The sequence below is a fragment of the Caldalkalibacillus mannanilyticus JCM 10596 genome (assembly GCF_000615945.1).
GTDB lineage: Bacteria > Bacillota > Bacilli > Caldalkalibacillales > JCM-10596 > Bacillus_AT > Bacillus_AT mannanilyticus.
Map to the genome: position 1 here is coordinate 57,447 of NZ_BAMO01000001.1, position 19,755 is coordinate 77,201.

Annotated in this window: 20 protein-coding genes and 1 pseudogene; 15 read left to right on the forward strand and 6 right to left on the reverse strand. The window is 41.1% G+C overall.

Annotation, left to right across the window (positions count from 1 at the left end; translation table 11 throughout):
* Nucleotides 1–11: 11 nt before the first annotated feature.
* Nucleotides 12–1,496, forward strand: a complete 1,485-nt coding sequence (gene cshA / locus JCM10596_RS00300; RefSeq protein WP_025025441.1) for a degradosome RNA helicase CshA — start codon at nt 12–14, stop codon at nt 1,494–1,496.
* A gap of 65 nt (nt 1,497–1,561) precedes the next feature.
* On the opposite strand, the gene JCM10596_RS00305 is transcribed toward cshA, so the two are convergent.
* The gene (locus JCM10596_RS00305; RefSeq protein ID WP_025025442.1) at nt 1,562–1,798 is read right to left on the reverse strand and encodes a hypothetical protein; all 237 of its coding nucleotides are present in this window, start codon (nt 1,796–1,798) and stop codon (nt 1,562–1,564) included.
* A gap of 244 nt (nt 1,799–2,042) precedes the next feature.
* Between JCM10596_RS00305 and JCM10596_RS00310 the strand changes: the two genes are divergently transcribed.
* From JCM10596_RS00310 to JCM10596_RS22985, 9 genes and pseudogenes are all read left to right on the forward strand, one after another.
* On the forward strand, nt 2,043–3,314 hold the full coding sequence (locus JCM10596_RS00310; RefSeq protein ID WP_025025443.1) for an ammonium transporter: 1,272 nt from the start codon (nt 2,043–2,045) through the stop codon (nt 3,312–3,314).
* Nucleotides 3,315–3,358: 44 nt separating this feature from the next.
* A complete protein-coding gene (locus JCM10596_RS00315) occupies nt 3,359–3,694 on the forward strand; it encodes a MerR family transcriptional regulator (RefSeq protein WP_025025444.1) in 336 nt (111 codons plus the stop codon).
* Between the two features lies 1 nt (nt 3,695).
* Nucleotides 3,696–5,029: pseudogene (gene glnA, locus JCM10596_RS22975) on the forward strand (type I glutamate--ammonia ligase).
* Nucleotides 5,030–5,191: 162 nt separating this feature from the next.
* Nucleotides 5,192–6,349, forward strand: a complete 1,158-nt coding sequence (locus tag JCM10596_RS22980; RefSeq protein ID WP_234410354.1) for an MFS transporter — start codon at nt 5,192–5,194, stop codon at nt 6,347–6,349.
* Nucleotides 6,343–6,780 carry a hypothetical protein gene (locus JCM10596_RS29850; protein WP_234410355.1) on the forward strand — a complete coding sequence of 146 codons (438 nt, stop codon included), beginning with the start codon at nt 6,343–6,345 and terminating at the stop codon, nt 6,778–6,780. Before JCM10596_RS22980 ends, JCM10596_RS29850 begins: the two co-directional genes overlap by 7 nt.
* A 19-nt stretch (nt 6,781–6,799) precedes the next feature.
* A complete protein-coding gene (gene nirB, locus JCM10596_RS00330) occupies nt 6,800–9,220 on the forward strand; it encodes a nitrite reductase large subunit NirB (protein ID WP_025025445.1) in 2,421 nt (806 codons plus the stop codon).
* Nucleotides 9,221–9,256: 36 nt separating this feature from the next.
* Entirely contained in the window at nt 9,257–9,598 is a 342-nt protein-coding gene (nirD, locus tag JCM10596_RS00335; RefSeq protein WP_025025446.1) for a nitrite reductase small subunit NirD, read from the forward strand.
* A 5-nt stretch (nt 9,599–9,603) separates the two neighbouring features.
* Nucleotides 9,604–9,927: a hypothetical protein gene (locus tag JCM10596_RS29855; RefSeq protein WP_234410356.1), complete on the forward strand. Its 324-nt coding sequence runs from the start codon at nt 9,604–9,606 to the stop codon at nt 9,925–9,927.
* A gap of 139 nt (nt 9,928–10,066) precedes the next feature.
* On the forward strand, nt 10,067–11,683 hold the full coding sequence (locus JCM10596_RS22985; protein ID WP_234410357.1) for a molybdopterin oxidoreductase family protein: 1,617 nt from the start codon (nt 10,067–10,069) through the stop codon (nt 11,681–11,683).
* 502 nt (nt 11,684–12,185) lie between these two features.
* Here the strand turns inward: JCM10596_RS22985 and JCM10596_RS00345 are convergent.
* From JCM10596_RS00345 to JCM10596_RS00365, 5 genes are all read right to left on the reverse strand, one after another.
* The gene (locus tag JCM10596_RS00345) at nt 12,186–12,674 is read right to left on the reverse strand and encodes a thioredoxin family protein (RefSeq protein ID WP_025025447.1); all 489 of its coding nucleotides are present in this window, start codon (nt 12,672–12,674) and stop codon (nt 12,186–12,188) included.
* A 56-nt stretch (nt 12,675–12,730) separates the two neighbouring features.
* Nucleotides 12,731–13,162: a disulfide oxidoreductase gene (locus tag JCM10596_RS00350; RefSeq protein WP_025025448.1), complete on the reverse strand. Its 432-nt coding sequence runs from the start codon at nt 13,160–13,162 to the stop codon at nt 12,731–12,733.
* Between the two features lie 165 nt (nt 13,163–13,327).
* A complete protein-coding gene (locus JCM10596_RS00355; protein WP_025025449.1) occupies nt 13,328–14,056 on the reverse strand; it encodes an exonuclease domain-containing protein in 729 nt (242 codons plus the stop codon).
* A 13-nt stretch (nt 14,057–14,069) separates the two neighbouring features.
* Nucleotides 14,070–15,077, reverse strand: a complete 1,008-nt coding sequence (locus tag JCM10596_RS00360; RefSeq protein WP_025025450.1) for a DUF294 nucleotidyltransferase-like domain-containing protein — start codon at nt 15,075–15,077, stop codon at nt 14,070–14,072.
* A 35-nt stretch (nt 15,078–15,112) separates the two neighbouring features.
* Nucleotides 15,113–15,421, reverse strand: coding sequence for a MerR family transcriptional regulator (locus JCM10596_RS00365; RefSeq protein ID WP_025025451.1), 309 nt, complete (start codon nt 15,419–15,421; stop codon nt 15,113–15,115).
* A 262-nt stretch (nt 15,422–15,683) separates the two neighbouring features.
* Here JCM10596_RS00365 and JCM10596_RS00375 point away from each other — a divergent pair, with 262 nt between their 5' ends.
* The 5 genes from JCM10596_RS00375 to JCM10596_RS00390 all read left to right on the forward strand — a co-directional run bounded on the left by JCM10596_RS00375 (nt 15,684) and on the right by JCM10596_RS00390 (nt 19,741).
* Nucleotides 15,684–16,796 (forward strand): hypothetical protein, encoded by a 1,113-nt coding sequence (locus JCM10596_RS00375; protein ID WP_025025452.1) that lies wholly within the window; start codon nt 15,684–15,686, stop codon nt 16,794–16,796.
* 96 nt (nt 16,797–16,892) lie between these two features.
* The gene (locus JCM10596_RS29860) at nt 16,893–17,762 is read left to right on the forward strand and encodes an RsmB/NOP family class I SAM-dependent RNA methyltransferase (protein WP_234410358.1); all 870 of its coding nucleotides are present in this window, start codon (nt 16,893–16,895) and stop codon (nt 17,760–17,762) included.
* Nucleotides 17,746–18,270, forward strand: coding sequence for an RsmF rRNA methyltransferase first C-terminal domain-containing protein (locus JCM10596_RS29865; RefSeq protein ID WP_234410359.1), 525 nt, complete (start codon nt 17,746–17,748; stop codon nt 18,268–18,270). Before JCM10596_RS29860 ends, JCM10596_RS29865 begins: the two co-directional genes overlap by 17 nt.
* Before the next feature lie 12 nt (nt 18,271–18,282).
* Nucleotides 18,283–19,035, forward strand: coding sequence for a pseudouridine synthase (locus JCM10596_RS00385; protein ID WP_025025453.1), 753 nt, complete (start codon nt 18,283–18,285; stop codon nt 19,033–19,035).
* Entirely contained in the window at nt 19,007–19,741 is a 735-nt protein-coding gene (locus JCM10596_RS00390; protein ID WP_051541083.1) for an NAD-dependent deacylase, read from the forward strand. The genes JCM10596_RS00385 and JCM10596_RS00390 overlap by 29 nt, the downstream gene beginning before the upstream one ends.
* The last annotated feature ends 14 nt before the right edge of the window (nt 19,742–19,755 follow it).

Genomic DNA, 19,755 nt, shown 5'->3' on the forward strand with positions numbered 1-19,755 from the left:
AGGAGAGTATTATGGCTACATTTAATGAATTAAACATCGATTTCCCCATTGTTAGAGCGATTACAGAGATGGGGTTTGAAGAAGCGACCCCTATTCAAGAGAAAGCGATCCCCCTTGTTTTAGAAGGTGGAGACGTCATAGGTTTAGCGCAAACAGGTACAGGGAAAACAGCTGCGTTTGGAATTCCCTTATTACAATCTATTAATGCCGAGGATGAGTTTGTTCAAGGACTTATACTTGCTCCTACTCGTGAGCTTTCAATTCAAGTATCAGAGGAACTTGTACGACTGAGTAAGTTCTTGCCTGTCAGTGTACTTCCTATTTATGGAGGACAGGATATTGAAAGACAAATTAGAGCACTGAAGAAAAGACCTCATATTATTGTAGGTACTCCTGGTCGTGTCCTTGATCATATTCGTCGTAAAACCTTAAAGCTTGGGCAATTAAATACAATCATATTAGATGAAGCAGATGAAATGCTGGATATGGGCTTCCAAGATGAATTAGAAGCGATTTTAGGGCATGTACCAGAAAAGCGTCAAACTCTGTTGTTCTCAGCGACGATGGCTCCCCCTATTCGCAAGTTAGCAGATAAGTATCTAACAAATCCTAAGCAGATCGCAGTAGCCGCTAAGGAAATGACAGTCCCATCCATTGAACAGTATTATTTGGAATTAAATGAAAAAGAAAAATTCGATGTGCTATGCAGATTGTTAGATATGGAAGGACCTCAGTTAGCCATTATTTTTGGCAGAACCAAAAGAAGAGTGGACGAGTTGTCTGAGGCTCTTGCCAAGCGTGGTTATTTTGCCGATGGCTTGCATGGAGATTTAAGTCAAAATCAACGTAACTTGGTGATGAAAAAATTTAAGAGTGGACAGCTTGAAATCTTAGTAGCAACGGATGTTGCCGCTAGAGGAATAGATGTATCTGGTGTTACACACGTCTTTAATTTTGATTTACCTCAAACTCCAGATAGCTATGTACACCGTATCGGTCGTACAGGACGTGCTGGGAAGGAAGGGGTTTCCTTCACTTTCGTCACCCCTAGAGAAATGAGTCATCTTGAGCATATCATGAAAGTGACAAGTGCCAAGATTAAGAAGCGTAGAGTTCCTAGTTCAACGGATGCTTTAGAAGGTAAGCAACGCTATTCTGCTGAACGCCTGATTCAAACCGTTGAGGAAGGGAATCTCAAGGAATATGAAACCTTAGCCAAAAATTTGCTCGATGAACAAAATTCTGTGGCCTTAATTGCGGCAGCCCTAAAATTAATGACTCGTGAAGCTAAGGATGTTGAAGTTAATTTAACTCCAGAAGCTCCTTTACGTGCGAAAAAGAAAGAAAAAAATCAACGCCGTTCAGGTAGTGGTGGTTATTCAAAGGGAGGCGCTGGCAGACAGCAAGATGGTAGAAGAGATCGAAGAAGTGGGAATTCACGTCCTAATTTCCAAGATAAAAAGAGAAGCGGAACTTATGTAGCTAAGAAAAAATAGGATTTCAAAAAAGAGGCTAGAAATTCAGTGAAAACTGACTTTCTAGCCTCTTTTCTTATTCTTCTCTATTCGCGAGTGGCTCCCCAAGGATAAAAACCGCCACCTTCTAGCCTTGCTACTCTTCGATCTAGTTGATTGACCTGTCGTTGAAGACGAGCAACTTCTCCTTCTAAGACTCGAACTCTTTGGTTCAAATCTGCTCCGGGGAATCCAGGGATGGGGAATCCAGGAAAGAATTGAGGTTGAACTCCAGGTGGTTGTTGTCTGTGATCATGATGCTCTTCTTGAGTTTGGTAATACATGTGATCTCCTCCATATAGGTTAATTTCTTATTCCACTTTAGTCTATGGAAACGACAAGACAAATGATTGGACGAATGCCCTTTTTTACTAAAAAAGAAGGGATTAAAAAAAGCGGTCAGAAAATCTGACAGTTCACTAGATCGTCATAAGTTGGATATGAGAGTATTATAACTAACACAAGATGTTATAAAGAATAACAAGAGAGACGAAAGGGTCTCAAGGATGGAAAGGGAGAGATTACGATATGGACACGATGATTTTGATGAACGCCTTATGGGTCATAATTGCAACCGTACTGGTCATTCTGATGCAAGGTGGATTTATCCTTTTAGAAGCAGGTTCAACAAGAATGAAGAATGCGGGGCATATTGCAGGGAAGACGATCTTTACTTTTGGAATCTCCTCCCTTGTCTTTTGGGCTGTTGGTTATGGATTTATTTACGGTGAAGGAAACGCATTTATAGGGTTATCTGATTTCTTTTATGGTAATTACGATGTTGTCGATGAAGGCTTACCTGGCGCTGTTGATTTTATGTTCCAATTGGCCTTTGCAGGGATAGCATTAACGATTGCTTTTGGAGGCTTTGCAGAAAGAGCCAAATTATCTGCCTATCTACTGTTTGCCGTTCTCTTTTCTGCTTTTGTCTATCCAGTGGTCGCACATTGGATTTGGGGAGATGGCTGGTTAGGAGGACTAGAGAAACAAGACTTTGCTGGTTCTACCGTCGTTCACTTAACTGGAGCAATGGCTGCTCTAGCTGCAACGATCTTGTTAAAGCCACGCATAGGGAAGTACAACAAGGACGGTTCTCCTAACGAGTTATATGGACATAATCAAGTGTTTGTTTCCTTAGGGGTCTTAATCCTATGGGTTGGCTGGTTTGGGTTTAATGCGGGTAGTACGCTTGGTGTAGAGGATGGATTCTTTGGATTTGTAGCACTCAACACCAATTTAGCTGCTGCAGCAGGTGCTATTGCTGCTTTGCTTATTGCTTGGGCAATTTCAGGAAAAGCGGATGTACCGACCATGTTGAATGGAGCCTTAGCAGGACTAGTTGCGATTACTGCCTCATGCGCCTTTGTTGATCCGTGGGCAGCTGTTGTCATAGGTCTGATAGGCGGAGTGCTTGTGGTGTATAGTATGAAATTCTTTGAAAAGCTGAAAATTGATGACCCTATATTTGCCCTTTCCGTTCACGGTGTGGCTGGAGTGTGGGGAACCCTTTCGACAGGCTTCTTTGCTACTCCTGAACTGGCAGCGATGAATGGGGGATTACCTGGATTACTTTATGGAGGTGGTTTTGCTCAATTAGGCGTGCAGGCGCTAGGTGTAACTTCAGCCGCTATCTATGCTTTTGTCGTATCTTATATCCTACTCAAAGGAATAGGGGCCATTGTTGGGGGGCTTAGAGTAACGGAAGAAGAAGAAATTATTGGTTTAGATTTTAGTGAACATGGAAGCTATGGTTATCCAGAATTAGTTCAACAAAAACAAGGTTTGACGATCTCAAAATAAAAGATAAAAGAGAAAAATGGATAAATGGAGAGGGGAGGATGACTGTGAAAAATGAAATTCCTCCAAATGAAGCACTTTTTTCACTAGGAACGGCTACTGATCTGTCTGGTTTAACACCTAGACAGATCAGATACTACGAAAAACATGGACTGATCAAGCCGAAGAGGAATAAAGGAAACCAGAGGATCTTTTCGCTCCTAGATATCTATCGATTAATAGATATTAAACAACGGATCGAGCGTGGTGTGAATATTGCTGGAATTAAAGAAATTTATCAGTCTCAAGGAGAAGAGATAGGGGGGAAGAGGGCTGAAACAGAACAGCCTCTTCCTTCAGACTTATATGATTTATTGAAAACTAGTTTACAAAGGAGAGAATGACATGAGTAGATATACCAAGGAAGATATTTTAGGCTTTGCCAAGGAAGAAAACGTCCGTTATATTCGTTTGCAATTTACAGATTTATTGGGAATTATTAAAAATGTAGAGGTTCCTGTGAGTCAGCTTCCTAAAGCGCTAGATAACAAAATGATGTTTGACGGTTCTTCTATTGAAGGATTTGTCCGAATTGAAGAATCTGATATGTATCTTTACCCTGAGCTTGACACGTGATGATCTTTCCATGGGGAACAGAGGAAGGGAAAGTCGCCCGTTTGATTTGTGATATCTATAATCCAGATGGTACACCTTTTGCCGGAGATCCTCGCGGAATTCTGAAAAGAGCATTGAAGGAAGCGGAGAAGCTAGGTTATACCTCTATGAATGTAGGTCCTGAACCTGAATTCTTCCTATTTAAAACAGATGAAAATGGAGATCCGACGTTAGAGGTCAACGACAAAGGAGGATATTTTGATTTGGCTCCTACGGATTTAGGAGAGAATTGCCGCAGAGATATTGTTCTGACATTAGAGAAGATGGGCTTTGAGATTGAAGCTTCTCATCATGAGGTTGCCCCAGGTCAGCATGAAATTGATTTTAAATATGCCAATGCCATTGAAGCGGCAGATTCCATTCAAACCTTCAAGCTTGTCGTGAAAAGCATCGCTAGACAGCATGGGTTACATGCCACCTTCATGCCCAAACCTCTTTATGGAGTGAATGGATCAGGGATGCATTGTCACCAATCCTTATTCCGTGGTGAAGAGAATGCTTTTTATGATGAGTCAGATGAGTTAGGTTTAAGTGATACAGCAAAACACTATTTGGCTGGAATATTAGCTCATGCTCGTTCCTTTGCTGCTATTACAAACCCAACTGTCAATTCGTATAAGCGTTTGGTTCCAGGCTATGAAGCTCCTTGTTATGTGGCATGGTCAGCTAAAAATAGAAGTCCACTTGTCCGTATTCCTGCTTCAAGAGGATTAAGCACCCGGATTGAACTGCGTAATCCTGATCCAGCAGCTAATCCTTATCTAGCTCTAGCTGTTATGCTAGCAGCCGGTTTAGATGGGATTAAACATAAGCTTTCGTTAGTACCGCCAACAAATCAAAATATTTATACCATGGATGAAGAAGAGAGAATCGAAAAAAGCATCGAAAGCCTTCCTTCGACATTAAAAGAAGCGTTGCTAGAGCTGCAATCTAATGAGGTCATGAGCCAGGCTCTGGGAGAGCATGCTCTGCTGCACTTCATTGAGGCGAAGGAAATTGAGTGGGATATGTTCCGTACGCAAGTACATCCTTGGGAAAGAGATCAGTATTTATCGCTCTACTAATAGACACTATAGAATGAAAGAGAAAAAAATATAATTAATGATGGCAACAAACATGACATATCTGCGTCGTGCTTGTTGCCTTTTTTATGTCATTTTTCCAAATTTTATTGTTAGATTACTTGACAAAACATCACATTAAAGCGCTAAAAGATGAAATAATCAATGTATTCAAAAAGAGAAACCAGAAGAGAGAAATGGAGATCAATGAATCGCGAAGAAGGAGTGGAAGGGATGAAGGTTTCAGAATTATTTGCTTTTAGGAATGAGCAAATTAAAATGCTCCACCTAACAATGATTGCTTTTTTTATTTCATTTTTTACATGGTTTAATATGGCTCCCTTAGCCACAACGATGGTCCAATCAAGTGCTTGGTTAACCAAGCAGCATATGGCTGCCCTCGCTATATTGAACGTGGCATTAACGATACCAGCTCGAATCATCATAGGTATGCTTCTTGACAAATATGGTCCTAGAATTGTGTTTTCGAGCTTGTTAATTGTGATGTCTATTCCAACGTTTATCTTTGCCTTTGGAGATAGCTGGAGCCAATTAGCTATCTCTAGGCTGATTTTGAGTAGCATTGGGGCTAGTTTCGTGATAGGGATTCGCTTGGTGGCAGAGTGGTTTCCGCCGAAAAGTGTTGGCTTTGCCGAAGCGTTTTACGCTGGATGGGGGAACTTTGGTTCGGCAGCAGCAGCAATGCTCTTGCCTTGGCTGGGCTTAAACCTGTTTGCAGGACCTGACGGCTGGAGATATGCGATTGCTTTTACTGGACTGATTTGCCTGCTTTATGGGCTGCTCTATTATGCTTTAGTGAAGGATACACCCGATGGTAAGGTTTATCAGAGACCGCGGAAGATTGTGGCAATGGAAGTGAGTTCGTGGGGAGATATGATTCAGCTTATTTTATGGACCATTCCTCTTGTAGGAGCCTTAGGGGTGACCTGTTGGAGGTTACATGGACTTGGCTTTATCTCTGAAACCACTTTATATCTTACCTATGCAGGGCTCGCACTCTTGCTTTGTTACCAAATTGCTAGAATTCTAGAGGTGAATATCCCTATTCTACGTAAGGGAGTCCCAGAGGATGATCGATATAAATTTAGAAATGTAGGAGCATTAAATTCAACGTATTTTGCTAACTTTGGTGCTGAACTAGCCATTGTGTCTATGCTTCCCGCCTTCTTTCAAATGATTTTTTCTCTCAGCCCTACTTCAGCAGGATTAATTGCCGCTTCTTTCGCCTTTGTTAATTTGATTGCCCGTCCGATGGAGGATGGTTATCGGATCGAATGGGGAGTCGGAAAAAAATCATGTTGATCTATATGATAGGAATCAGCTTAGGCTTGCTGACTATGGGGTTTATTAACTCAGAATGGCCGATTTATCTGGCGGTTGCTGTGACCATTCTGACCTCTATCTTTGTTCAAGGTGCAGAAGGAGCTACTTTCGCCATTGTGCCGATGATCAAGAAAAGAATCACAGGACAAATTGCAGGGATGGCTGGTGCCTATGGGAATGTCGGAGCAGTTGTCTATCTGACCTTATATACCATGGTTACACCGCAACAATTCTTTTTCATTCTAGCGACAGGAGCTTTTACAAGTTTTCTGATCTGTTGGCTCATGCTAGAAGAACCAAAGAATGCTTTCTCTGAAGAATATCAGCTTTCATCAGTAGATTTAGAACAAATTGAAGAATCGAATCAGTCTGACCTAGAAAAGGGTCAACGAAAGAGAAAATTTGCTTAACACAGGGGAGGAAGAAACGATGAACAAAAAGAAGCTTGTGATGATAGGAAATGGAATGGCAGGGGTAAGTGCAATTGAACATATTTTGAAGCTGGCACCTCAGAAATTTGAGATTACGATATTTGGTTCAGAGCCTCACCCTAACTATAATCGAATCATGCTTTCTGCGGTTTTAGCTGGAGATACAACCGTAGATGATATCGTTATGAACAGCTTTGAATGGTATGAAGAAAATAATATCACACTGTATACAGGACACACGATCACTCATATTGATACTGAAAAGCAAACGGTGAAAAGTGATCAAGGAGTCACTGTTGCCTATGATGAACTGATCATCGCGACGGGCTCCAATCCCTTCATGCTTCCATTGCCTGGAGCAGATAAAGAGGGAGTCATTGCCTTTAGGAATATACAAGATTGCGAAACGATGATAGAAGCAGCTAAAAAGTATAGCAAGGCTGTGGTGATTGGCGGAGGGCTACTTGGAATTGAAGCTGCTCGGGGTTTTATTAATTTAGGGATGAAAGTAGATGTCGTTCATATTTTTGATTATGTGATGGAGAGACAGCTAGATCAGCCAGCTTCAGCTCTACTGCGAGAGGCATTGGAAGAGCAAGGAATGAACTTTTTATTAAAAAAAGAATCGGCAGAGATTCTTGGAGATACAAGAGTGAAGGGACTTCGGTTCAAGGATGGAACCGAAACGGAAGCGGATCTCATTGTCATGGCAGTAGGAATTAGACCGAATGTTGAATTAGCAAAAGCAAGCGGCATCCATGTTGAACGAGGAATTGTAGTGAATGACTATATGGAAACAAACATCCCGCACGTTTATTCAGTTGGAGAATGTGCAGAGCATCGTGGTATTGTCTATGGTTTAGTAGCTCCTCTATACGAACAAGGTGCTGTCTTAGCCAAACGCATTGTGGGTGTAGATACTTCACCTTATGAAGGGTCTGTGGTGTATACCAAGCTCAAGGTTTCAGGAGTGGACGTCTTTTCTGCTGGTGAATTTGTAGATGGAGAGGGGACAAAAGCCATTCGTATCCACGATGATTTTTCTGGAATTTATAAAAAGGTCGTGGTGAAGGAGAACAAAATCATTGGTGCAGTACTTTTCGGGGATACGTCAGATGGAACACGCTTGATGAAGCTCATTCGGGACGAAACAGATATTTCTGAGTTTGATAAAACGGCTATCTTATCTGAACCAGGAGGAGCCAATCACTCAGCTGGTGCTGGTGTCGCCCAAATGGCTGATGATGAAATCATTTGTGGTTGTAATGGTGTAAGCAAAGGGACGATTTGTGCCGCAATTAAAGAGCAGGGCTTAACAAGCGTTGAAGAAATAAAAAACTGCACCTCAGCTTCCAGGTCCTGTGGTGGCTGTAAGCCTCTCGTTAGTGAGTTGCTCGCTTATACTCTAGGTGAGGAATACGATCAAGCCGCATCCAAGGAAACGATTTGCAATTGTACGGACTTAGCTCATGAGGAAGTTGTAGAAGCCATTCGTGAGAAAGGATTGACTCATGTGCGTGAAGTGATGTCCGTGCTGAACTGGAAAACAGAAGAAGGATGTTCGAAGTGTAGACCTGCCCTTAACTACTATTTAGGGATGGTACATCCCGTTCAATATTCTGATGACGATACTTCTCGCTTTGTAAATGAACGGATGCACGCCAATATTCAAAAGGATGGGACGTATTCTGTGGTTCCACGAATCTATGGTGGTGTAACCACAGCAGAGGATCTCAAGAAGATTGCTGATGTAGCTGTAAAATATAATGTTCCTACTGTGAAATTGACAGGAGGTCAAAGAATTGACCTTTTGGGAGTGAAGAAAGAGGATCTTGTCCCTATGTGGGAGGATTTGGATATGCCTTCAGGCTATGCTTACGGAAAAGCATTGCGCACAGTAAAAACATGTGTAGGAGAAACCTATTGTCGGTTTGGAACGGCAGATTCGATGGGGATGGGGATCCGTCTGGAAAAGAGATTCGAGGGACTTAATACTCCGCACAAAGTGAAAATGGCGGTGTCAGCTTGTCCGAGAAACTGCGCGGAATCGGGAATCAAGGACTTTGGTGTAGTTGCTATTGATGGAGGCTGGGAGCTTTATGTCGGTGGAAACGGCGGAATTAAAGTTCGTGTGGGCGACCTACTAGCAACGGTAAAAACAGAAGATGAAGTCGTCGAATATGCCGAAGCCTTTCTGCAATATTACCGTGAAACAGCTAAGTATCTAGAGAGAACCTCTCATTGGTTAGAGAGAGTAGGACTTCCACATGTACAAAAGGTATTAGAGGATGAAGATACTCGTCAAGCTCTAAGAGCAAGAATGGATGAAGCCTTATCCATTCATCAGGATCCATGGAAGGAAGCTGTAGAAAACTCAGAGATTAGAAAGAATTTATATGAAGTGATTGAAGTTGTCTAAGCTAGATAGTGGAGAGGAGAAAAAGAGATGAAACTGATTGTTAAAGAGAAAGTATATACGCAAGTCGCTTCCTTAGAGGATATTAAGATGAATACTGGAAAGACGTTACGCTATAAAGGATTGGAGCTCGCTTTATTTAGGCTGGGGGATAACACAGTGAAAGCGATCGAAAATCGCTGTCCTCATAGAGGAGGAGTATTAGCAGAAGGGATTGTGAGTGGAGAATATGTGTTTTGCCCGCTTCATGATTGGAAAATTGACCTTAATGCTGGAGAGGTGCAAGCTCCAGACCGTGGCTGTGTCAAGACATATCCAGTTCGTATTCAAGATGGGCAAATCTATCTTTTATTGCCGCATCCGGATGACCTTGTGAGCTGAAATCTATGAAAACCTCTCATTGTTGTTTTTGTAGCATGCAGTGCGGAATTGAATTACATCCTCAAGCAGAAGAGGGGACCTATAAAATCAAACCTAGCTCAAGCTTTCTGGTTGCCACTGGAAGATTGTGTCAAAAGGGCTTAAATTCCTTAGAGCATACGATTCATGTTGAACGTCTGCACACCCCTTTTAAAAAAGAAAAAGGGAAAGAACAAGTGTGGGAGAAGGAGTCATGGCAAGCCTCCTTCTCTCAGATTTCAGGCAGAATAACAGAGCTTCAAGAAAAGCATGGAACGATGCGATCGCTGTTTTTGGAGGAGGATCGTTAACGAATGAAACCTGTTATTTACTAGGTAAATTCGCTAGACTTGCTTTAGGGACTAGATATATCGACTATAATGGTCGATACTGCATGTCATCTGCTGCGGCTGCCTCCAATCAGGCATTCGGTATCGATCGAGCTTGAATATGCCCCTATCCAATATTCCTGATGCCGATTATATTATTCTAGCAGGAACGAATGTGGCTGAATGTCAGCCGACGATGATGCCTTATTTATTAGAAGCGAAAAAAAAGGGAGCTACAATCGTCTGTATTGATCCAAGGCAAACCCTCACCTCTAAGGTGGCAGATATTCAAGTTCGACTTCGTCCTGGATTTGACTCGGTTTTTGTCAATGGGCTCCTTCATGTTATTCTAGCTGAGAATCTGCAAGACAAAGAGTTTATAGAACAGCGCACCACTGGAATGAAGGAACTGGAAAGAGTTGTCCAAGATTATCCTCCTGAACGAGTAGAGGAACTTACTGGAGTATTAGCTGCTGTAACGAGGACGATTGCTCGCGGCTTTGCTCAAGCAAAAAGAGGTATTGTACTGACAGCACGGGGGATAGAACAACAAATCAATGGTGTTGAAAATACGCTGAATTATATCAATCTTGCCCTTATCACTGGAAAGGTAGGGAAAAAGGGATGTGGTTTTGGTAGCATAACAGGACAAGCCAACGGACAAGGAGGACGTGAACATGGACAAAAAGCTGATCAATTGCCAGGCTATCGTTCGATTGAAGACCCTGAGGCGAGAGAATATGTAGCGAATATTTGGGGAGTTAGTGAGAAGGAGATCCCCCGAAAAGGGGTTTCTGCCTATGAATTGTTTCAAAAGATCGAACAAGGGAAGATTAAAGGCTTACTCTTATTTGGCTCCAATCCGATTGTATCCAGTCCCAATAGTGCATTGATTCGTCGTGCTTTAGAAAAATTGGAGCTTTTCGTTGTCGTCGATCTGTTTCAAACGGAAACGGCTCAGTATGCGGAATGGCTGCTGCCAAGTGCTTCTTTTCTAGAAACCGAAGGGACATTAACAAACCTTGAGGGAAGAGTATTTCATCGCCCTATGGCTTTGCCTTTGCCGGGAGAATGTAAAACGGATATCGAAATTATGTGTGAATTAGCGGAGCACCTAGGAAAGGGAGCTTATTTTAAATATGAAACAGTTGAAGAGATATTTGATGAATTGTGTCTAGCCTCGAAGGGAGGAAAGGCAGACTATAGTGCGATGAACTATACGAAGTTAAAAGAAAGAAAGGGACTCTTCTGGCCTTGCACTGACGAGGGGGACGCGGGAATTGAGCTTATGTTCACAGACGGATTTTATCATCCTGACAAAAAAGCAGTGATTAAACCAATTGAACCTAAGTATCCTGCTGAGCCTACAACCATGGAATATCCCTATGTTCTAACCACCGGAAGATTAGGGAATCATTATTTAAGTGGAAGTCAGACTCGCAGAACCATGGCATTAAATAAAAAAGCTCCTGTTCCATTAGCTGAGATCCATCCTTGGTTGGCGAAAAAAATTGGACTAAAGCTACATGAACAAATTAAATTGAGCAGTAGAAGAGGGAGTATTCTATTACATGTCAAAATCACAGAAAGTATCCATCCCCGAGTGATTTTTGTCCCCTTTCATTGGGGCGACGAACTCTCTATTAATCAGTTGACGATAGATCAACTTGATCCTACGAGCAGAATGCCAGAATTTAAACTCTGTGCTGTACAGGTCGAAGCTCAAAATACAAGATGATAAACAGATCGCTGTATAAAGTAAAGAAAAATAGTTCAAAGTAAAGCTCCTCACTTTTGAGGAGCTTTTTTGTTGGAACGCTAAAAAAATAATGTTAATATTTATAATAGACTATTAAATAATGGAGGTTTCAGTACTGATTAATATAATAAGGTATGTTTGGCTTTTTCTTTCAGGCAGTGTTGTTCTTCTCTATTCACTCTGGATGACCTGTCCAGAGTTTTGGGAAACGGATTCTCCAACATATAGATGGTATTATTTATTGTTATTTGTGATCTGGGTAATAGGGGTTACTTTGCAAATGAAAGATCGCACTCGAATGTTAGGAATCAGTATTACTTTGATTCCTATTGTTCCGATTACGTTTCTTCTAATGCTGTTTGTATTGTCTAAAATACTATAATTTCAAAGAGCAACCAAAGCAAATGGAACTCTGTTCACGAAGAATTCCAGAGAAATAAAGACCTCCTATCGCTTTCAAGCTAGGAGGTCTTATCACTTATTATTGCTTCTTATGATGATTTACCCAATCTATAAAATACTTCTTATCCTCTTCTAGAATCGCTCCTTCAATCGCATTAGCATCTTTTTCTCCATCTTTGAAGTAGGCAATATGAGGGACACCTTGGATATTGTATTTATCCCAATCAATTGGAAACTCAAGTACGTTAAATAGTTTCAGATCGATGCCTAACTCCTCTGCCAATGGAACAATCACGGTTGCTGTCATTTGGCAATATTGGCAATCTGACTTGTAAAAATAAACAAACATATCTTTTCCGTCTGCGATGGCTTGTTCAAATTGATGAGGTTGAATCTGATTTTGGTAATTAGGGTTATCAAGCTGCTTCAAGGTAAGAGGATGTAAATCCGTTTTGTTAAATAGCTCTTGGGCTTTTGCCATATGCTTTGCATTGGAAATATGATTGATATAAGCGAATGCACCGAAGAGTAAGACGAGTACAGCAGCAAAAATAAGTACTTTTTTCATAAATTTATAGCTCCTTTTTAATGATTTTTAAAAAATCCATCTGATGGAAGTCTGCTTTATTTCTGCGCTTTCCACAGAGCAATGTGAATGATACTGATAAGAGCAAAGGCGATCAGTGCAAGAAGCGGAATCGTAATGAAGCCAAACCAATCAAGATAATCAATGTTGCATGGGATAATCGAGCAAGTATCTGCTTTGCTCTGATAATAAGGAAGCTTCTGTTTCATATAGTGGTAAATTGAAATGCTTCCCCCGATGAGAGAGAGCGGCAAGGTGTAGGCGACAATGGCGTTATTTTTTCTCACGGTAGCTATTCCAAGAATGACGACCAAGGGATACATAAAAATTCTCTGCCACCAGCATAGGTCGCATGGAGGAAAGCGCATAATTTCTGATAAGTACAAGCTCCCTAAGGTAGCAATTAATGAGATTGCCCATGAGAGAAATAGACCATGTTCTAATAATAACGCACGATTTTTACTAGTCAATCATAACATCCCCTTAACTCTAGAGTCGATAAATAACGTTTCAAATACTAATAAGTAGTTTACTAGAGTTATTCTGCTATTTCAAACAAAAAAAGAGTAAAAATCCTACTCTTCAAGAAATAGACATATCTTTTTGAAAATTCTTACCAACCTTGCCTATTGTATTTACTTTGCCAGAGTTTCGTATACCTCTCGTAAATTTTGGTATCCCTGATCTTGAAAAAATTGGATATACCTACTCCATAACTGAGCAGTCATATAAGCATCGTGTAAGGCGTGATGTCTGCCATTAACTTCTATTCCAAAATGGGTACAGCAGGCTTCTAATGATTTAAGATGAAGGGTTGGTTCAATAATTCGGACAATTAAGGAAGTGTCTACGATTCGCTGTTGAAATGCTGAACGAGTTAATGCTTTGGTTGCCTGTTTTAGAAAGGATTGCTCATGCATGGAATGGTGTGCGACGAATAAGGAGTCCTTACTAAATTCAAAAAACTGAGTCAAAGCGGTGGCTAAACTAGGCGCATCGTGTAAATCATCTACCTTAATGCCAGTTAACTCTGTGATCTGGTCGGGAATCGTATCTGTTGATTGAACGAGGGAATAATATGTTTCATCATTCACTATGCTTTCTCCATGGACCTTCACAGCTCCAATCGATAAGATTTGATCCCCTTTTTCAGGATAAAAGCCAGTCGTTTCAAAATCTAGAACCACTGCCTTCAATTGTTTTAAGGGCGTATGTAAAGAATCTTTTTCTCTCATTTCTTTTTGCAGTCTTCTTAGAAAAGAGAGGTGGTGTGGATTATTCTGATCTTGGACAGAAGCATAAATGTTAGAACCTATTTTTCCTGTCATCTGTTTCATCATTTGAATCATTTGATCAAATCTCATTGGGCTTCACCTTTCATGTTTTTCTCTTTCGAGCTGTATGGAGGATGGTCTGATGGATGAATGTATGCAGTTTCTTCCCTTTTTTAATGATTTCTTTTAGTTTAGCCGTTTGCTCCTTAGTTAATGAAGCAGGCTGGATATAATGACTTTCTTCATAGGTAGCGGGTAGATTTTCTGCATAATATTGAAAGCGAATCTGTTCAAGCTCCTGATAGGCAATAATGAATTCTTGCATTTCCTCGGCATACGGAGTCTGACTACAGATTTCTATTACTCTGTCCGTTGTAGATGTTGCCTGTATTTTTTCAGCAATGGATAGTAAGCGGATGGCATTAACATACGGAATCAATACATGTTCTTTTAACTGAAAATGCGAAGCAAATTGACCATAACGCTCCAGAATCAGTTGTCCTAGTAAATTGAGTGGCTTTCGTCTATATTTTGTATTTTCTATCATTCGTTGCAGAAGCGCAGGGTGTACGTCTATTTCTTTCCAGATCAGCTCTTTCATTTCTTGAATGAAAGGGGCGTTTCCCATTATGACACGTGCATCCATGAATGTTAGCAGGTTACGTACCGATTCCCAATCGTTCATGTCAACCCAGCTTTTAAGTTGTTCTTTCCACTCGATCAGGGGCTTGCACCATTTGGGGTTGGTCGCCATGACATTGCCATCACATTTTTCATACCCTGAGATTTGAAGTCCTTCCGTAATTTCCTCCGCAAGCTGTTCAAAATAGAGGGAGGAATGAGTAGATTCGATATAAACCATTCCATGGTCCTGATCACTCCAAGGTCCTTGCTCCTTACGTCCCGCACTTCCCATGACGAAAAAAGCAAAAGAGGAGGGAGAGGGAGAAGTAAAATCCACCCTCTGCATAGCGATACTCACGACTTTTTGCATTAGGTAGTCATGATACTGATTAAGGATAATGGGATCTGCTACCAATGAATAGAAATGTTGTTGTCTGATGGTTCGTAATTCATCATAATCTTGGGCATTATTGAACCAATTTTCCATATAGGTCGCCTCACTCTTCGTCTTCTTACAGGAGTCTACTTACGGATGTTGAAATGAGCATTAATTTGTCCACGAAGCATTTTTTCCCGTAACTTGGCTTCATTATATCTTTCTTGTTTTTCCTTCATTCTTCTAATCTCATATGTCTGTAGCCCATCTTCTCGGTGGTTGGCAATTTCAACTAAGCTCTCTACATCTTCAAATGAATACTTTCTGGTGCCTCCTTTAGAGCGCTCTGGAAAGATCAGCTTTCGATCTTCATAATATCGGATTTGGCGTTCGGAAAGCCCTGTTAATTCACTAACGACGCCAATCGTAATCACTTTTTTCTCTTTATAGTCCACTCCAGTCCCCTCCGAATTGTTTACTCCTGTTCATTGTTTTTCATAACTATATCACATCAGGGCTTGGTTCTTTAAAAGGATTGTAAGATAATCTGACAATCAATCCAAAACGAGTGCAGAGGATGGGTTAGATAGTGAGTCAGAAAGTAACTTTGTCAGTAGAGCAGCGATCTATTTTTGAAGAAGAAAAAAAGGTACATGAAATAGGGGGAAGAAGCAAATACTTGAATCGATAGTAAATATATTTTTGAGGAGGGATATTATGGGACAAATTTCCTTAAGACCAGAATTAGTCACCCAAAGTGGAGAAGCATGTGGCATTATGCTAGACAATCAATATGTAGGATCGTTAACTTTGCTCTACCGTGAAGAAGATCGTATTTACGGATCGGTTCAATTAGACGAAGAAGTTCTTGCCGCTGATGAGAAAGAAGAGATTGATCTATTTATTCATCAATACGTCGAAAATATGATTGATGCTTTGGGAGCACCGGAGTGTTTAGTCACAGCAAGCTATAGTTCATATGATCATATAATCTCCACTGACATGATCGGTGAAATTGAGGAAATTGTTGAAGTTGAAACCTCCGATATGTATCAGGATAGAGATTATGCTGGGTTATTGGATGATGGGATAGAATATGAATATATCGACGATGAATATGGAAGCGACGATGTGTACGACTATGAGCTTGATGCCGAAGAAGATGATGAGCTTCAATTGGCCATCGTAGGTGAGAGCAGAAATGAAGTGGAGTATCAGTTGCTGGATCGTGACAATGAGCTGGTTGCAGAAGCGGAAATTTCGATTCATCGTGGAGATGTCAAAGGAGAAATTTATTGGCAGCACAATCCAACCGATGAAGAGATTGATGAAGTAGCTCAGATTATTGTTTCAGATTTTGATGCGGATCAAGTGGATACCTTTACGTTCCATATTTATTTTGAAGAGGAGTTAATTGCAACCCTTGATTTAACACATGAGGATTTCTTTGATGATGAAGAGATTTCCACAGTGAAGGAAGATGATCTTTATGTCGATGTCTATGCCGATGAGGACATTAAGCTTGAGTTTGACATGATCCGAGATGACATTGATACCATTACCTTTGATATTTACGAAAAAATGAGGAAAGAAAAAGTCCGCTTAGGAAGCGTGACAATCGATATGATATCGGATGAAGTGACGGCTCTTGTGGATTTTGTTAATCCTCGTGATAAAGAAATTAGAGAACAAATTGCTTATAAGCTGATTGATGAACTGGACAAGGAAACAGAATATGAAACCTTTAGTATCACCATGCAATATCAGGATGAAGTGATCGATGAATTTGTTTTCGATACGACGGAACAACCTGAATTGGTCTACAGTTAAGAATGAAGAAAGCTGGAACTTTGTGTTTCAGCTTTTTTTCATTTCAATAAATGGATATAATGCTAGGAGATACATATTTAGAAAGAGGTTACGTTTATGATTAAGCTCCCGGTTGAATTTGAAAGAAGAATGATCCAGTTACTAGGTGAGGAATATCCGAAATTTATAGAATCGTTTTCAGACCCAAGGCACTATGGTTTACGTATCAATACGCTGAAATGGAGTGTAGAAGAGGCACTTCACCATTTGCCATTTGAATTATCTGCCATAGATTGGGTGAAGGAAGGATTTTATTATTCTGAGAATGAGCGTCCTGCTAAGCATCCTTATTATCAAGCAGGCTTGTATTATATTCAAGAACCAAGCGCGATGGCGCCAGGAGCAACCATTCCTATTATGCCAGGTGATCGTGTTTTAGATCTCTGTGCAGCACCAGGTGGGAAATCAACACAGGTTGCAGCTAGATTACAGGGCAAAGGTGTACTTGTCAGCAATGATATTAGTAATGAAAGAATCAAAGCTCTTGTAAAAAATATCGAGCTGTTTGGTGTGAAAAATGCGATTGTGACAAACGAAACACCAGATAAGCTAGCCACCGTTTTTGAGCAATATTTTGATAAGATCCTGATTGATGCACCTTGTTCTGGAGAAGGGATGTTCCGCAAAAATCCTGAGATGATCAAGAGCTGGGAGCAGCACAATGTAGATAGCTGTGTCGTGATGCAGAAAGATATCCTTGAAGAAGCGGCAAAAATGCTAAGGGATGGGGGATATATTTTATACTCCACTTGCACATTTGCCCCTGAAGAAAATGAAAAGCAGATGGCTCGTTTTTTAGCCACTCATCCAGAGTTTCAACTCTGCCCTATCGACGAGGTATCAGGATATCAGCGAGGGAATCGATTGTGGGGAGAAACGGAGGATCTACCATGGAGCATACTGTCCGTCTTTGGCCCCATCACCTAAAAGGAGAAGGACATTATCTTGCTTTGCTCCAAAAACAGGGAGTCGTACAGAGGATGTTCCATTCTCGGGTAGGCGGATCGCAGAGAAAGAACTAGTAGATTTTAGAAATTTTGAAAAAGAAGTGTTAAACCAACCGATCGAGGAAATCTATGAAGGAGATTATGCCGTATTTAAGGGGCATCTGTATAGTAAGCCTAAGAATTTACCCTCTTTGCAAGGCTTGAAGGTGATTAAATCAGGCTGGTACCTAGGGGAATTGAAAAAAAATCGCTTTGAACCAAGTCAATCTTTGGCGATGGGTTTACGTGCTGAGCATGTCAAGGAGCCTATCGTTTTTACCCCAGATGATGAGCGCCTCCATCGTTACCTTCGCGGGGAAACACTTCATCTTGAAGGGCAAAAGGGCTGGAAGCTTGTCACAGTAGATGGGTATTCATTGGGCTGGGCAAAACAAGTGCAGGGAATATTAAAAAATGCTTATCCACCGGGCTGGCGTTGGTTAACATAGGGGAGTAGAATGATGAGATTGGATAAGTTATTAGCTAATATGGGCTTTGGTAGTCGTAAAGAAATGAAGAAGTTTCTGAAGTCAGGTCAGGTTACTGTGAATGATCAGGTGGTGAAGGATGGAAAGGCACAGATTGATCCTCAGCATGATATCATTCGAGTTTCGGGAGAACAGATAGAATACAAAGAATTCGTTTATTTTATGTTACATAAGCCTCAAGGATACCTTTCTGCGACAGAGGATCTGCGAGATAAGACAGTGATCGATTTGCTAGAACCAGAGGATCAGATCTACGAGGTTTTTCCTGTGGGAAGATTAGACAAGGACACGGAAGGATTGCTCATTCTTACAAATGACGGGAAACTAGCTCACGAGCTGCTTTCTCCTAAGAAGCATGTCCCTAAGACTTATTATGCGCATATCGAAGGGAAGGTTACAGAGGAGGATGTTGCTGCTTTTAAGCAAGGAGTGACCCTAGATGATGGCTATGTAACACTTCCTGCCCATTTATCGATTATAGAATCGGCTCCTGTTTCGAAAATCTCCTTAACCATTTACGAAGGAAAGTTTCATCAGGTCAAAAGAATGTTTGCTTCAAGAGGAAAAAAAGTGACCTATCTAAAAAGAACAGCGATGGGAGCTTTGGAGTTAGACCCTTCGTTAAAGCTAGGTGAATATAGAGAGCTAACAGATGATGAGCGAGAAAAGTTAAAAAATCGAGAGGGGGTAGAAATGAATGAATCAAGAGGAACGGCAGACTCTTAGACAAGTGGAGAATCTGATGAAGAAATCCCAGTATACCGTTGTTTTGACCGGAGCTGGGATGAGTACTGAATCTGGACTCCCTGATTTCCGATCGCAATCTGGTTTATGGCAGGGAAAGAATCCTGAGGAAATTGCTAGTGTTCAAGCGTTAGAGAGGAATCGAGAGGAGTTCCTTTCTTTTTATCGCAAAAGAATTGAACAATTGGAGCGGTACGCTCCGCACAGTGGTCATGAAAGGCTGACCCAATGGCAAAGACAGGGGTATGTACAACGTATCATTACTCAAAATGTGGATGGATTTCATCAGCATGCAACGAGTCATGGTGTGCTTGAGTTACATGGAACCCTTAGAGAAATTAGGTGTCAGCAGTGTGAGAGAACCTTTTCTTCCGAGAGGTATCTGCAAGAGCAGGGAGAAGTCTGCTCACACTGCCAAGGTTTTTTACGCCCCTCCGTCGTTTTGTTTGGAGAGAGTCTCGATGCAGAAGTGATTCATCATGCCTTTGAAGAAGCAAGAAAAGCGGAGTTATTCATTGTCATGGGCTCATCCCTTCAGGTTTCCCCTGCCAATATGTTACCGATGGAAGCATTAAATGAGGGAGCCGTCCTTGTCATTATTAACGAGGGAGAAACACAGCTAGATGATGCTGCGCATTATAGATTGCACGGTAAGATTGGGGAAATAGTTAGTAGAATTACCTTATAGCTTATAGATGGAGA